Genomic DNA, 13,993 nt, shown 5'->3' on the forward strand with positions numbered 1-13,993 from the left:
CGTCTTAGAGGCCGATGAGCTGCTTCAAATTGCCGCCCATCACCCGTGCTGTGGTGTCGGCGGGAAGGTTCGCGAGTTCCGTGACGAAATCCGCGGGGTGGGCGAGTCCCTCCGGATGCGGAAAGTCCGAACCGAACATCACCCGGTCAGCGCCGAGCACGTCGATGAGGTGTGACATGTCCTCTTCATGGAACGGGTTGACCCAAACGTGCCTACGGAAGACGTCGCAGGGGTGTTCGCTGAAGTCCTTGGGCTTCTTGCGGTAAACCCGATCGAACACCTCCATCAACCGCTGGGCCCACGATCCGCCGTTTTCGACGACACCGATGCGCAGGCCGGGGAAGCGCTCGAACACCCCATGGGCGATGAACGCCGCGAGCGTGTCGAAAATGTGCCGGCTCTCTTCGTAGATGAACCCGCGAAGCTTGGTGAGCTGGAACCCCTGGAACTCGTCGCCGCCTTCCCAGTCGTCGACGTAACGGTCGTAGCCGGAGTCCGAGTTGTGCATCTGCACCGAGATGCCCGATGACTCGACGAGCCGCCAGAAGTCGTCGAACTCGGGCAGCGCGGGCGAGCGGGACGTGCCGTCTTCGCGCGGTACCGGGGCCGGCCGGATCAGCGCGGTCCTGGCTCCCTTCTCCAGGCACCACTCGAGTTCCTTGACCCCTTCGGCCGGGTCGTTGAGCGAGATCGCGGGCACGGGGAAGATGCGGTTCTGATAGTTGAACGTCCAGTCGTCGAGCAGCCAGCGGTTGAAGGCATGCGTCACCGCGTGGGTCAGTTCGGTGTCGGACTTGGTGCGTTCCTCGAGCATGCCCGCCGTGGTCGGGAACATCACCGCTCCGTCGACACCTTGGGAGTCCATCAGCTCTAGCCGCAGGTCCGGACGCCGGAACGCGTCGGGGCAGCGGATGGGCTCGGCCAGTTCACGCAGCGACTTGCCCTCGGGATTGATGCCGCGGTAATAGTCGGCCCACGCACCCGGCGTCGGGATTACCTCGTACGTCGGGTTTGGGATGCACTCGGTGACCACGCCGAGGATCTGCAGCTTCTTGCGGCCGTTAACATCGACGAACTTCAGCGCCTCGGAATATTTTTCGGGCAGGTAGCGCGTGTAGGCATCGATGGTCTCGTACATGTGGTTGTCGGCATCCCAGACCTCGAATGCTTTTCCGTCGGTCACCAGCGCCTCCAACATGCCTGAGAATGTTGATTCTCAAGATAGCAAACGGCTGTCTACGGCCGCCACCGGGCCTAAAGGTTCATGAAATGTCCGCCGTCGACGCCCAGCGTCTGGCCGGTGATGTAGCGGGCGTCGGGGCCGATCAGGAATGCCACGGCCGACCCGATATCGCGCTCCGGATCGCCGATGCGGCCCAGCGGGATTCTGCGGGACAACCTCTCCTCCATCGCCGGTTCGGCCTCGATCGCGGCGATCATTGCCGGCGAATACGCAAGCGGTGAGACTGCGTTCACCGTGATGCCGTGCGGGGCCCACTCGCGCGCCAGGCTCTTGGCGAAGCCACGCAGCGCGCCTTTCATCGTGGCGTAGAGCGGCAGCGTCGCGCTGCCCTCCATACCCGCCGGCGAGGTCATGACCACCAGTGATCCTCCTCGGGCGCGGAGAGATTCGAATGCTGCCGACGCGCAATGGAAGGCCCCGCCGACCGACACCGAATAGTGGTCGTCCCAGAGGCCATCGTCGACCTGAACAAGCTGGTGCGGCTGGCTCGATGAGTTACTCGTCGCGTTGTGCACAACCGCATCAAGCCGTCCGGTGGTGTGAATCGCCTGCGCGACGGCATCAACGACCGAGCGTGACAGGGTGACGTCGCAGCGAATCCAGGTCGCCAACTGTCCTCGAGCGGTGATCTCTTCTGCCACCGCCTGTCCGGTCTCGGACCGTGTGGCAACAAGGACGTGGGCTCCGTCGGCCGCGGACGCGAGCGCGATGCCTCGTCCGACTCCGCCGCCCGCGCCCGTGACAAGCACGGTCAACTCATCGAGGCTCATGGAGACATCACCGAACCTCCGTCGGCGACGATCGTCGCACCGACGAGATGGGTGACCGCATCGCTCAGCAGGAATCTCGTTGTCTCGACGATCGTCTCGATGGGCCTGTGCTCGTCGCTGACCGCGGCGGCTGTCAGGTGGGACGTTGTACCGCTCAGCGTCGGCGCGAACAAGTGCGCGGGAACCGCGATCATGTTGACGACGATCTGCGGGGCCCACTGGCGGGCTGCGGACTTGGCCATCGCTCGAATGCCCTCGATCGCCGTGGTGTACGGCACGAGATCTACCGCTCCGCTCATTCCGATGGTCGGCACGATTAGGACGATCCGGCCGCCTCGGCCGCACATCGACGCGTGCGAGCGTTGGAGAGCCGTCAAGGTTTGTCGCATCGGCTGTTCTGCGAGTCGACGCCAGTCGACTTCCCCGATGGTCGTCAGAGGTGTCTGTCGTGCACCGCTACCTGCGACGATGACGACACCATCCAGGCCGGGGGGTAGCGACGCGTCGAGCTGGTGAACAGCAGAGCCGAGGCAGTTGGCGACGGCGCCCGAGACAACGTCGTCAGAGCCCAGGACTGCGGTACTCATCGGCGGCGGATGTGCTGTCGGCCTCAATGACTCGGCGGCGCGAGGCCCGCCGATTGGCGTGCGATGCGTTCTTGATGAATCCTGACCAACTCTCTGAAGCCGATACGCTCATAACGCGGCTTGGGCTGAATACCCCAGTCGTCCTTCGCCGTTCGCTGACCGGCTGCCTCCGGTGCACCGCCGAATGGCGGCCCGCCGAGCGGGTAGGGCTGCTGGCACTCCAGCGCATCATTGGAAAAGCGCACCTTCATCAGTTCGCTGCAGATTTCGGTGAGTGACAGCGTCGGCCAGCCGTACCAGACAGCCATCACCGGGACTGTCAGCGAGCCCTCGATGACCAACCCGAAGAGGCAGATATACAGTGCCCGCTTGAGCCAGCTATGCATTCGCGCCCACGTCGAAGTGGTGCCGATCGGCAGCGAATCGGCCGAATTCTCAGTCTGGATAGTGGAATCAGACACGATAGCCCTTTCTCGGCTCGGCTAGTCGGAGAAGACTTCCCGATTGACGGTGTGCAGGTACGGAATGGCGAGGAACGGCGTGATGTAGAAGACGTTGAACGCCCACCACCCGATCACCGGAAAACCTACTGCGGTATAGCGGACGTCGGCGTACATCGTCATGTTGAAGATGTAGCCCATCCACACGATGATCCCGAACCAGCAGGTCACGATCAGCCATTGATGACCCCATCGCTTCATCTGGAGGAAGGCGATTGCAGCGGCAATGCGCATGGGGAATGCGATGAGAACGCAGACCATTACCCACGCCTTCTCGCCCGGTGCGCCGGCACCGCCGATCCATAGCTCGTTGTAATGCCAGAAGTAACCGGCGTCGACCAGGTTGCCCCACGCGGTGAACACGGTGCGGGTGATCAGGGCATGGTTGGCGAACAGGTCCAACGCCCAACCGATGCTGTTGAGCGCAGCATCCAGGATGATCACGAAGCCGATCAGGGTGACCATCGTCGGACGTACAGACAGACCTCCGCGTTGGGCCTTCCGCAGCAGGTAAAGGCCGCGACAGAATACGGGGAGCCCGACGATGCCGAGCACGAGCGTGCCCATCAGGCCCGTTCCGGCAATTAGCCATCGGTCGGCGCGCCGCTGTATTGCTCGGCTTTGCTGTTCATGTTCGCCCATGCTGAGCGGGCCGCCGGCGGCTGCCTTGGTCGGAAAGGTCATGTCGCTACCAGTGCCTGGTGAGATACATCTGCAGCTGAATTGCAAACATCGCGATCAACATTCCGTAAACAAAGACCTGAAATGCGATGAGTCCCCGCTTACGCCGGCGGTCCAGGTCGTCCATGCGTTCTCCTAACTTGACGTTGCTGAAAAGCATTGCAGTTAAGGGTAAGTGGCGGCGCGAGTTCCTCAGAACGTGCCGATGTTGCCCAGCATCCAGTAGAAGAAGGCGACCAGGCCGCACATCGCCGCCCAGGTCACCGCCATCCGGACTAGTTCTTGCCACACGATCCGACCTCCAGGGCCTAGCAAAAATGCAAGTTTACGCTTTAGGGTAACATCACTCTCGGAAATGAGAGTAGACGTTTCCAACATAGGTGCCCATGGCCCGCGGTTGGCCAGACATCAGGCGCTGGCCATGGCGGCCAGCTCGCGTTTCACGACTTTGCCGACATCGTTGCGCGGCAGCTCCTCAACGAACACGACCCGCACGGGTACGCGGTAGGGCGTCAGGCGCTCGCGGCACCAGGCGAGTAGGTCGTCTTCGGACAGTTCGCGGCCGTGACAGGCGACGAACGCCCAGGGCACCTCGCCGAGGCGCTCATCGGGAATCCCCACCACGGCCGCTTCGCGTACACCCTCGGCGGCCAGCAGTACGTCCTCCACGGTGCCCGGGAAGACTTTCAGCCCACCGCGGTTGATCATGTCCGACACTCGGCCGTCCAGCCACAGGAACCCGTCATCGTCGAACCAGCCGAGGTCGCCGGTGTGAAACCAGCCGTCATCGGTGAGCCTGTCGAGGAAGGCCGGGTCGATCTTGCGAGCCGCCGTCGTCGGCGTGCGGACCATCACCTCGTCGTCGGCGATCGTGACATCAATGCCGAGCAGCGGGCGTCCGACCGAGCCGAGCTTGGTCTCGCCCCATTGCCGCGCGTCGGCGGCCGACCATCCGACGACTTCGCCACCGAGTTCGGTTTGGCCGTAGGAGTTGAGCACGATCACGCCGAACTTCTCCCGGAACCGGCCTGCTTGCACGGGGGAGAGGGGAGCGGTGATCGATCGCACGATCTTCAGCGGCGCGAGGTCGGTGACCGACTCGTCGTGCAGGACCATCGTCAAGGCCGCGGGGGGCAAAACCGTGGAGCGCAACCGGTGCCGCTTGACCAGTGTGGCGAACTCGGCAGGTGAGAACTTGTCCATCAGCACGACCCCCGAGCCCGCCCGAAAGGCGAACAGCACCTGGTAGATGCCGGCCCACAAGGACAGCGAGAGCGGAACGAGGTTCGGCATCGGTGTCCGGTTCGCTTGGGCCGCCGTAGGTTTTGCGCCGCGGAGCCTGGCCAACAGCCGGTCGATCAGGTCGAGCACGGTTGCATGACGCAATGGCACCGGCTTGGGTGGGCCGGTGGTCCCCGACGTGAACTGCAAGAGCGCCACGTCCGCGTCGTATTGCCGTGGATCGGGCGGCGGTTCGGACGATAGCGACAGCGACCACGTCATGTTCGACCCTGCCATCACGGGCAGCATAGAGTCCGAGAACCGGTGGGCCAGCTCAGGAGTGGTGATTATTGCGACTGGCCGCAATATTGCGAGCTGGGACGCCAACTCCGCATCGGCGGCCCGGGGGTTCAGCGGCGTGTAAACACCCCCGGCGCACCATGTTCCGAACAGCGCGGCCACCGTGCCGGCGTCATTGGGCAGCATCGCCGCGACCACTTGTCCGGTCACCAAGCCGGCTCCGGCCAGTAACGCGGCCAAGTCGTCCGCGCTCGCCATCAGGTCGTCGCGCGAGACATCGACGGTCAGCGTGTGCACGGCCGTGTCGGGCAGGTCGGTCAAAAGTCCGGCCAGACTCACGAGTCCGCCTCCAGCGGTTGCCAAACGGGCGTGCGCTTGTCGGCGAATGCCTGCGGTCCTTCGTTCTGGTCGGGATGGCCCCACATCGAAGTCAAGTGCTTGGCGCCAGCTCGGCACGCATCCGTCAAGCCGTATTCGAGCGCGCCCCACAGCGCGCGCTTGGTCGCCCGCATCGCGGCGGGCGAGTTCAACGCGATCTTCTCGGCGAGTTCCTGCGCGACCTCGCGCAGCTTGTCGGGCGGGTCGACGATCTGGCTGATCATGCCGAGGTCGTACGCGCGTTGGGCAGTCAGGCGTTCGTGGCTGCCGACGAGCGCCATCCTCAACACCGCCTCGGCGGGCATCTTTCGCATCAGGGCGATTGTTTCCAAAGCGCTGACCTGGCCGATGGAGACGTGCGGATCAACGAAGGTCGCGTCGGACGAAGCGATGACGATATCGGCGTCGGCGACCCAATGCAGTCCGCCGCCTGCGCACACCCCGTTGACGGCAGTGATGATCGGCTTTCCCACGTTGCAATGCCAGCCCGTCAACTTCAGGTCGAGCGTGCGCATCGACTCCTGGAACTGCTGCACCGCCTCGCCGTCCAGGTCCTCGACGTCGGCACCGACCTGAAATGCCCTGCCGTTGCCGGTATGCACAATGACGCGTACGGCGGGGTCCGCGTCCAATTCCGCCCATGCCCTGGGAAATTCCGAACGCATAACCGCGTCGTATGCGTTCAGTCGATCGGGCCGGTTGTTGGTGATCCAGCCGACCGGGCCGCGCCGCTCGACGACCAGCCTCTGATAGCTCACGAAACCTCCGTGGGCTCAAGCGGCTGCCAGCTCGCGGGTCGCTTGTCACGCCACGCACGGACGCCCTCGGCATGGTCGGGGTGATTCCGCAGCCGCCAAATCTCTTCGCTGGCAGCGTGTGTGGCTGCGGACAGGCCGACTTCGAGGGAATGCCACAACGCCTTCTTGGTGGCGCGCATCGCGGTGGGCGAGTTGGTCGCGACAGCGGCGGCCAGCCGGCCAGCGGCCGCGCGAAGCTGACCGGCCGGCACGACATCCGAGACGATGCCCAGCTCGTATGCCCGTTGCGCCGAGATACGCTCGCCCTTACCCCTCAACGTCATTCGGGTGATCGCCTCCATCGGCGATTTGCGTAGCAGCGTGATTGCCTCGTACGCGACGGCCTGCCCCACCGAGACATGTGGGTCGACGAACGACGCTTCCTCGGCGGCGATCACGATGTCGGCGTCGGCAACCAAGTGCAGGCCCCCGCCCGCACACACCCCATTGACCGCCGCGATCACCGGCTTCCACACGGCGCAGTGCCACGACGAAATCTTCAGCTCGGCGTCCCTTGTCCGGCGTGAGTGCCGTCGCATGGCCTCCTTGTCGCGAGCCACCTGCACGACGTCCATTCCAGTGCAGAAGGCCTTGCCGTTGGCGGTATTGACGATCACATGCACGTCGCGGGCGGTATCCAATTCGGCCCAGGCAGCCTCGAGTTCGTCAAGCATCAGCGCATCGAATGCGTTGCCGGCATCCGGGCGGTTCAGGATCAGCCAGCCGACGCCGTCCGACTTCTCGACGATCAGCCGCTCGTAGCCGGTCACGAGCGTGGAACTTCCTTCCAGGGCTTGCCCTTCCACGGATCCGGCTCTCTGGGCAGGCCGAGCACGCGCTCGCCGAGGATGTTCTTGTTGATGTCGGTTGTGCCGCCCTCGGTGGCGTTGGCCAGGCTGCGCAGCATGCCCTGCACCTCCCGGGGCAACACGTCGGGATCGTCGGTCGTCGGCCAAGCCACCGCAGCGGTGCCCAACAGGTCGACCATCAAATTCTGGATCTGCTGATTGAGCGTGGCCTGATGGACCTTGCCGATCGAGGACGCCGCACCGGGCGACTGGCCGGCCGAAAGTGCCGCACGCACGCGCGCGTTGGTCCAGCCACGGATCTGTTCCTGCGCCCACAGCCGCATGATCTTGCTTCGCACCACGGGGTCGTCCCAGCGCCCGGTTTCTCGGGCCAGGGAGATCAAGCGCTCAGCACCGGAACCGCCGAGGCGGCCCATACCGCCCGATCCCGATCCGGAAACCATCTGCCGCTCACTGGACAGGGTCGACGCGCTAACTCGCCAGCCGTCATTGATGTCTCCGACCCGATGCTCGTCGGGAACCCGCGCGCCATCGAGGAAGACTTCGTTGAACTCCGCTTCGCCGGTGATCTGGCGCAGCGGTCGCACGTCGACGCCCGGTTGATGCATGTCGAGCAGGAAGTACGTAATTCCCTTGTGCTTGGGCTGGTCCGGGTCGGTGCGCGCGAGCAGGATCGCAAAGTCCGCCTCGTCGGCCCACGTGGTCCACACCTTCTGTCCAGAGATCACCCAGTGATCGCCGTCGCGCACGGCCCGGGTTGCCAACGACGCGAGGTCGGAACCTGCCCCGGGTTCGCTGAAAAGCTGACACCATTTCTCTTCGTTGCGCACGATGGGCGGCAGGAAGCGCAGTCGCTGTTGCTCGGTGCCGTGACTGAACAATGCCGCCGCGGCGTTGTTGAGCCCCAGGGGATTCAGCCGGGTAAGCCGCAGCGGGGCGAGAACGGTCTCGATGGCGCGTGCAACGTCGTTGCCGACGCCGAGGCCACCGTGCTCCGGAAGCCAAGTCGGTGCAACCAGTCCCGAGTTGGCGAATGTCGGATACCAATCGCGGTAGTCGGCCGCGGAGCGGACTGCCCGCAGGGCCGCGGGTCCTTCGGCGGCGGCCGAGCGCCACGCCGCGGGCACCTCCGCGGCGATCCATTGCCGCACGGCCTCGACGGCGTCGGCGACGGCGGTCTCGGGGGTGATCGGCAACCGAGTCATGATCCCGCAGCGGCCTTCATCGGCCCTGGAACTTCGCGTCGCGTTTGTCACGGAAGGCCGCCAGGCCCTCCTTGAAATCGTCGCTGCGACTCGATAATTCCAGCGCCAGGGCCTCGTTCTGGAGATGGCGGTCGAGATCGAGTCCGTTGCCGCTGTGCAGCAGCCACTTGGTGAGCCCGAGGGCAACCGTGGGCGCCTCACCGAGTTTGGCGACAAGCTCCTCTGCGGCAGAGGCCAGTTGCTCGGGTGCGTAAGCGCGGTGGATGATGCCCCAGTCGGCCGCGGTGGCCCCGGAGATCTCCTCGCCGAGCATCAGTAGCTGTCTGGTGCGCACCATCCCGATTACACGTGGCAGCAACCATGCGGCGCCGCTATCCGGTGTGAAGCCGCGGGCCATGAACGGTTCCCAGAACCGAGCGTCGTCGGCGGCCAAGCAGAAGTCGGACGCCAAGGCGATGTGAAACCCCAAGCCGGCCGCCCAGCCGCGGACCACCGCGACGATCGGCACCTGTGTCTCCAGCATCAACGGGATGAGCCGGTTGGCCTTGTTCGGTAGCCGACGCTGAGTACTGCCCACCCGCGGCTTTCGCTCCGACTTCGCGTTGTTCGCGATGAGATCGGATCCCGCGCAAAAGTCCGGTCCGTCGGCGTCGATGCGGATGACACGCACCGCCTCATCGACGCCAGCGGTCGCGAGATATTCGATCAATGCGTCGAGCATCGTGTCATTGACGGCGTTGCGGCGCTCAGTGCGGTCCAGGGTGAGGCACAGAACCGGGCCTTGCTGCTCGGCCCGAAGCCCGGGAACGCTCGCATATTTCACGGCAGCTGTCACCGTTCTGCGAATTCAGCCGATACGGCGGCGAGCAGATCCGTCAGGTTCGTCGCTCCGCCGGGCGGATCCGGCAGCCGGACCGGGCCGCGGTCCCGGCTGGGTAACAGGATGGTCGCGTGTCCCGGTGTGGTGATCTCGTTGCGGTGGTTGGTCGCCGCGAGTTCGACATCGACCGCGGGGCGCTCGCCTTCGGCAAGGTACTTTCGAGTTACGGTGCCGGCGATTGTGTGCAGATCACCGACGTAGTTGAACAACCGGAACTCGCAGTCCAGCTTCCACAACCAGGCGTCGTCCCCCATCCAGTCCGTACACAGATGGATCAACCACGTCTCACGCATCCGGCCGTAATCGAAAGTGGTGGGGTTGCCGGCATTTCTGGCCGCGTCCGGTTCCCAGTGCACGCGCTGCTGCGCATCGGGTACGCCGTGGTCGTTCGGGCTGTAGAAGCGGGGAATGCGTTGCCGGTTGCGCCACGCCAACCGCAGGGGACGGACCCCGTACATACCGGTGCCCATGCCGACATGCCAGCAGACCATGTCGGTGACGGTGAGCGGTCCCTTGGTCAACGTGCCGATTGCATCGCCCTCGTTGACGTCTTCCCACCACCGCGGTTCAGCACCACGCAGGGATTCCCGCGCGTAGCGTTCGTCGATCTCGGCGATCTCCTCGGCTGTCCAGGTCTTGAGTTCGATCGACTCGTATTTCTTGCGGCCGCGAGCCTTGCTGCGCTCGGTGCGGATCATGTTGCGGTACTGGCCGCCGAGAATGGTGCCCTCGTCGTCTCGGAAGACTTGCGCCGACCACTCGTGAATCGCCCGACCGGCGAACTCACTGCTTTTGTCGAGCGCGGCGACGAGCGCGTTGCGCCTGAATACTCGGTGGTTGGCCCGCAGCGGAGCCCACCATTCTCGTGCGGACGACGCATAAAACGCATGCACCCCGCGCAGCGGGTCGCCCTTGGTCAGGGCCCGATCCTTCTCCGAGAGCTCGGTGACTTCGTCTTCGCCTATCAACGTGTCACCACCGACCAGTGCCGGCGGCGCGATCGATTCACCCCACACCGACTTTGCGGCGTAGTCCGGATCGGTCCACATGGGATTGGCGTCACCGTAGGCTTCGGCGACGTGGCGGAAAGTGTCCTCGTTGGGGCGGAAGTAGTGCGGTGGCTGAGTGTGCGGAACGGCGATGCCGATGGTGCGACGCAACCTGGCCAGCCCCTCATCGGTGATTTGGCCCGGTTGAGAGGAGCGGGTCATGGCGCGCCTCCTCAGTTCTGGCGAATATCGTGGCCCGGACAACTGTGGAAATTAAGATACCCGAAAAGCGGAAACGCCGTTAACGGCAGGGGTGAGTGAGTTGAGCGAGGAGCAGCCAGGGATCCTGGAGGCCGTTGGTGCAGACGGTGTTTGCCGCATCACCATCGACCGCCCCGACGTGGGAAATTCGTTGTCACCGTTGGCTCGTGACGCGCTGACCGAGGCTTTTCAACGCGCTGACGACGACCCAGCGGTGCGCGCGGTGTTACTGGGCGCGACTGGGCAGCGGCACTTCTGCGCGGGGGCCGGCTTGCCCGCCGGATCAGCGCCCCAGCCGTCTGTTGCCGACAAGCGGTCAGGGGACGTTGCTCGCATGCTGCAGAATGGATGGCAGAGGTTGGTCGCATCGATCCTCGACTGCGATAAGCCGGTGGTCGCTGCGGTGACGGGTACCGCGGCCGGTGCAGGAATCAGCCTGGTGCTCGCTTGCGATCTCGTCGTCATGTCCACGGAGGCAAAGCTTGTCGCGGCGTTCGTGCATCGCGGGGTGCTGCCTGATTCCGGCGCCATTCATCTGCTGACGAGGATCGTGGGGCTGCGCAAGGCCACCGAGCTGCTGATGCTCGGCGAACCCGTCGACGCCGCCACGTGTGAGCGGCTGGGACTGGTCAACCGCGTGGCCGAACCGGACGTTACGGGCGCGGAGGCAGAGAAGCTGGTCAGCAGGCTTGCCGCCGGCCCGACGGTGATGCTCGGGCACACCAAGCGCCTGCTCTTGGTGTCCTCGGAGTCGGGCCGTGATCGAGCTTTCCAGCAGGAGGCGTGGGCACAGGAGGCGGTATCGCGCACCACCGATCTTCAGGAGGGCCTGCGGTCGTTCGCGGAGCGCCGCGAACCGCGATTCCTGGGCCGCTGACCCTCACTGCTTGGCTGGCCCACCGCGGATCGTGAACTTCGCGGCGTCATCGATCTCGTCGATCGCCTCAGCGACGGATTCCGCAGTGAGCGAGGTGTTCTCGATCCCTTTGGTCACGCCGATGAATACCCGTGACACCTTGCCCGCTCCCACCGAATAGATGTGGGCAGTGCGGTCGCAGTCGCGATGCGACAGGTAAACCACGACCGGAGTCACCAACTCAGGGTTCATCGCCTGACCGGCTTCGCCCATGATGGTCTCGGTCATGCGCGTCCTTGCGATGGGGGCGACCGCGTTGATGGCGATGCCGTTTCGTGCTCCTTCGATGGCGAGCACGTGCATCATGCCGACGAGCCCCATCTTGGCCGCGCCGTAATTGGCCTGCCCGAAGTTGCCGAACAGGCCGGTACCCGAGGTCGTTTGGACTATCCGTCCATAGTTTCGTTCGCGCATGACCGGCCATACCGCGCGGGTGACGTGGAACGCCCCGGAGAGGTGAACGGAGATGACCGCATCGACCTGTTCGGCGGTCATGTTCTTGAATGCCGCGTCACGCAGGATTCCCGCGTTGTTGATGAGAATGTCGACCTGTCCAAATTCCTCCATGGCCGCCGCCACGATGGCCGCGCCGCCCTCCTCGGTAGCGACCGAGTCGCCGTTGGCGATCGCCGTGCCGCCCGCCGACGTGATCTCGTCAACTACTGCCTGCGCGGCCGATATTGATGCACCGGTACCGTCCACTGCGCTGCCAAGGTCGTTGACCACTACGCGCGCGCCCCGGCGGGCGAGTTCGAGGGCATGACAGCGACCGAGGCCACCGCCTGCACCGGTGACAATGGCGACATGATTATCGAAATTCATTGACGGCATGGTGAGAGGTTACATTTACTCCTAATGAGAACCATCATTTGCATCGGACGGCATCCATGAGTGGCGCGCCGGCGCTGTTGCAGTGTGCGCAGCGGCGCGCAGCGGCATTGCGGGACCGATACCGCGAGGCGGGGTTCTGGTCGGGCCAGCCCGCCGACGTCGTTCGTGCTGCCGCGGCACTACATCCGGAGAAGGTGGCTCTGTGCGCCAGGGGGGCGGAGTTCAGCTATGCCGAACTCGACGCGCGCATCGATGCGGCATGTGGCGCTTTGGCCGCTTCGGGCGTCGGAGCGTCGACACCGACCGTTGTGGTCGTGGGTAACGACGTGGATTCAGTGGTTGCCGTCCATGCGACGATGCGCCTCGATGCCGTGGTCCTGCTGGTCCCCCGCAGCGCCGGCGAGGCACAGGTTGCCGACATCATCGCGCGCACGGGAGCTGAGTTCGGCGTCGCGCCGAATTGGCCTGCGACCCCGCGGAAAGCGCTGTCCGCGCAATTCGCGTGGATCGCGATGGACGCCGATTACCGACCGCAGACTGCGTACCGATCCCAGCGCGCGGCCGACGAGCCCTGCCTCGTGCTCTACACGTCGGGAACCACCTCGGCGCCCAAGGGAGTCATCCACTCGCAGAGCACGCTGATGAAGGCTTCGTCCAATTACATCGCGGCGGCCGGACTCGGCCCGGCAGACCGGATTTTTCTCATCAGTCCGCTCGCGTCGGTGACCGGGGTGTTGCAGGCGTTGGTCATCGCGCCGATGCTTTGCGCGCCCGTCATCCTCGAGGACAACTGGGACGCCGCCGCAACGTGTGAGCTGCTGGTCTCGTCGGGTGCGACGTGGTACGGCGGTCCCGATCGCTTGCTGGACAGGCTGCTCAACGAGGCGGTGGCGCGCGGCCTGGACGTGCCGCTGCAAGCGGTCTATTTGGGCGGAACCATGCTGGACCGGCGCATCGTCACGCGCATCGAAGACGATTTCGGGATCATTGTGATGCGCGCCTACGGTTCATCCGAAGTACCAGTGAGCACCTCTGGTCTCCGGTCGGAGCCTGCCGGGGTGCGTCACGCCGACGACGGTGTCGCGCTGGAGGATGTCGAGGTGAGGATTGGATCCGCGGGGGATCCGACCGAGTGCTGCATACGGGGGCCGCACACGTTCCTCGGGTACACGGACGTCGATGACGACGCGCAGGCGTTCGATGGGGACTGGTTTCGCACCGGCGACGTGGCCGAAATTTCGCAAGGCCGGGTACGCATCGTCGGGCGCCTGAAGGACATCATCATTCGCAACGGACTGAAGATCGCGGCCGTCGAGGTGGAGGAGGCCGTCGCCAGGATCGCCGGGGTGCGCGAGTGCGCGGCCTACTCGGTGGCCGACGTCACGACCGGCGAACGACTGGCCGTTGCCATGGTGCTCGACGCCGATGTCGACATGTCGCTCGCGAAGGTCACCGACGCGCTCGTTGCGGCGGGAGTGCCCAAGTACAAGTTGCCCGAGGAACTGGTGTTCTGGAACGAGCCGCTGCCGGTCAATGACAACGGCAAGGTCGAGCGCAACAAGCTCGCTGCGCGCTCGGCGGGGCGGCCGCGGGCGCTTGCCGACCGTCTCGTTGCAACGGGCTGA

Annotated in this window: 14 protein-coding genes; 2 read left to right on the forward strand and 12 right to left on the reverse strand. The window is 64.8% G+C overall.

Features of this window, described 5'->3' with window-relative positions; genetic code table 11:
- Window positions 1-4: 4 nt before the first annotated feature.
- From A5678_RS11615 to A5678_RS11665, 11 genes are all read right to left on the reverse strand, one after another.
- Window positions 5-1,198 carry an amidohydrolase family protein gene (locus tag A5678_RS11615; RefSeq protein WP_082945509.1) on the reverse strand — a complete coding sequence of 398 codons (1,194 nt, stop codon included), beginning with the start codon at window positions 1,196-1,198 and terminating at the stop codon, window positions 5-7.
- Window positions 1,199-1,254: 56 nt separating this feature from the next.
- The gene (locus tag A5678_RS11620; protein ID WP_068042326.1) at window positions 1,255-2,013 is read right to left on the reverse strand and encodes an SDR family NAD(P)-dependent oxidoreductase; all 759 of its coding nucleotides are present in this window, start codon (window positions 2,011-2,013) and stop codon (window positions 1,255-1,257) included.
- Window positions 2,010-2,600, reverse strand: coding sequence for an SDR family oxidoreductase (locus tag A5678_RS11625; protein WP_068042329.1), 591 nt, complete (start codon window positions 2,598-2,600; stop codon window positions 2,010-2,012). The genes A5678_RS11620 and A5678_RS11625 overlap by 4 nt, the downstream gene beginning before the upstream one ends.
- 23 nt (window positions 2,601-2,623) lie before the next feature.
- Window positions 2,624-3,046, reverse strand: a complete 423-nt coding sequence (locus tag A5678_RS11630; protein WP_068042547.1) for a hypothetical protein — start codon at window positions 3,044-3,046, stop codon at window positions 2,624-2,626.
- 36 nt (window positions 3,047-3,082) lie between these two features.
- Window positions 3,083-3,742 carry a hypothetical protein gene (locus tag A5678_RS11635; RefSeq protein WP_068042549.1) on the reverse strand — a complete coding sequence of 220 codons (660 nt, stop codon included), beginning with the start codon at window positions 3,740-3,742 and terminating at the stop codon, window positions 3,083-3,085.
- A gap of 447 nt (window positions 3,743-4,189) precedes the next feature.
- The gene (locus tag A5678_RS11640; protein ID WP_068042331.1) at window positions 4,190-5,641 is read right to left on the reverse strand and encodes a class I adenylate-forming enzyme family protein; all 1,452 of its coding nucleotides are present in this window, start codon (window positions 5,639-5,641) and stop codon (window positions 4,190-4,192) included.
- Entirely contained in the window at window positions 5,638-6,438 is an 801-nt protein-coding gene (locus A5678_RS11645) for an enoyl-CoA hydratase/isomerase family protein (protein ID WP_068042334.1), read from the reverse strand. The genes A5678_RS11640 and A5678_RS11645 overlap by 4 nt, the downstream gene beginning before the upstream one ends.
- Window positions 6,435-7,247 (reverse strand): enoyl-CoA hydratase/isomerase family protein, encoded by an 813-nt coding sequence (locus A5678_RS11650; RefSeq protein WP_068042337.1) that lies wholly within the window; start codon window positions 7,245-7,247, stop codon window positions 6,435-6,437. Before A5678_RS11650 ends, A5678_RS11645 begins: the two co-directional genes overlap by 4 nt.
- Window positions 7,244-8,491: an acyl-CoA dehydrogenase family protein gene (locus A5678_RS11655; RefSeq protein ID WP_068042340.1), complete on the reverse strand. Its 1,248-nt coding sequence runs from the start codon at window positions 8,489-8,491 to the stop codon at window positions 7,244-7,246. Before A5678_RS11655 ends, A5678_RS11650 begins: the two co-directional genes overlap by 4 nt.
- 16 nt (window positions 8,492-8,507) lie before the next feature.
- On the reverse strand, window positions 8,508-9,314 hold the full coding sequence (locus tag A5678_RS11660; RefSeq protein ID WP_068042342.1) for an enoyl-CoA hydratase/isomerase family protein: 807 nt from the start codon (window positions 9,312-9,314) through the stop codon (window positions 8,508-8,510).
- Window positions 9,315-9,322: 8 nt separating this feature from the next.
- Window positions 9,323-10,582 (reverse strand): hypothetical protein, encoded by a 1,260-nt coding sequence (locus A5678_RS11665; RefSeq protein ID WP_068042345.1) that lies wholly within the window; start codon window positions 10,580-10,582, stop codon window positions 9,323-9,325.
- 91 nt (window positions 10,583-10,673) lie between these two features.
- Here A5678_RS11665 and A5678_RS11670 point away from each other — a divergent pair, with 91 nt between their 5' ends.
- Window positions 10,674-11,498 carry an enoyl-CoA hydratase/isomerase family protein gene (locus A5678_RS11670; protein ID WP_068042349.1) on the forward strand — a complete coding sequence of 275 codons (825 nt, stop codon included), beginning with the start codon at window positions 10,674-10,676 and terminating at the stop codon, window positions 11,496-11,498.
- Window positions 11,499-11,501: 3 nt separating this feature from the next.
- Here the strand turns inward: A5678_RS11670 and A5678_RS11675 are convergent, their stop codons facing one another.
- Window positions 11,502-12,368 carry an SDR family NAD(P)-dependent oxidoreductase gene (locus tag A5678_RS11675; RefSeq protein ID WP_068042352.1) on the reverse strand — a complete coding sequence of 289 codons (867 nt, stop codon included), beginning with the start codon at window positions 12,366-12,368 and terminating at the stop codon, window positions 11,502-11,504.
- A 56-nt stretch (window positions 12,369-12,424) separates the two neighbouring features.
- Here A5678_RS11675 and A5678_RS11680 point away from each other — a divergent pair, with 56 nt between their 5' ends.
- The gene (locus tag A5678_RS11680; RefSeq protein WP_068042355.1) at window positions 12,425-13,993 is read left to right on the forward strand and encodes a class I adenylate-forming enzyme family protein; all 1,569 of its coding nucleotides are present in this window, start codon (window positions 12,425-12,427) and stop codon (window positions 13,991-13,993) included.

It is taken from the genome of Mycobacterium sp. E2733, from assembly GCF_001667585.1.
Classification (GTDB): domain Bacteria; phylum Actinomycetota; class Actinomycetes; order Mycobacteriales; family Mycobacteriaceae; genus Mycobacterium.

Bases quoted from the DNA above. Each gene is read 5' to 3' on its own strand.
- A5678_RS11615 (WP_082945509.1), bottom strand. From the start codon at position 1,198: ATGTTGGAGGCGCTGGTGACCGACGGAAAAGCATTCGAGGTCTGGGAT.
- A5678_RS11620 (WP_068042326.1), bottom strand. From the start codon at position 2,013: ATGAGCCTCGATGAGTTGACCGTGCTTGTCACGGGCGCGGGCGGCGGA.
- A5678_RS11625 (WP_068042329.1), bottom strand. From the start codon at position 2,600: ATGAGTACCGCAGTCCTGGGCTCTGACGACGTTGTCTCGGGCGCCGTC.
- A5678_RS11635 (WP_068042549.1), bottom strand. From the start codon at position 3,742: ATGGGCGAACATGAACAGCAAAGCCGAGCAATACAGCGGCGCGCCGAC.
- A5678_RS11655 (WP_068042340.1), bottom strand. From the start codon at position 8,491: ATGACTCGGTTGCCGATCACCCCCGAGACCGCCGTCGCCGACGCCGTC.
- A5678_RS11665 (WP_068042345.1), bottom strand. From the start codon at position 10,582: ATGACCCGCTCCTCTCAACCGGGCCAAATCACCGATGAGGGGCTGGCC.
- A5678_RS11675 (WP_068042352.1), bottom strand. From the start codon at position 12,368: ATGCCGTCAATGAATTTCGATAATCATGTCGCCATTGTCACCGGTGCA.
- A5678_RS11680 (WP_068042355.1), top strand. From the start codon at position 12,425: ATGAGTGGCGCGCCGGCGCTGTTGCAGTGTGCGCAGCGGCGCGCAGCG.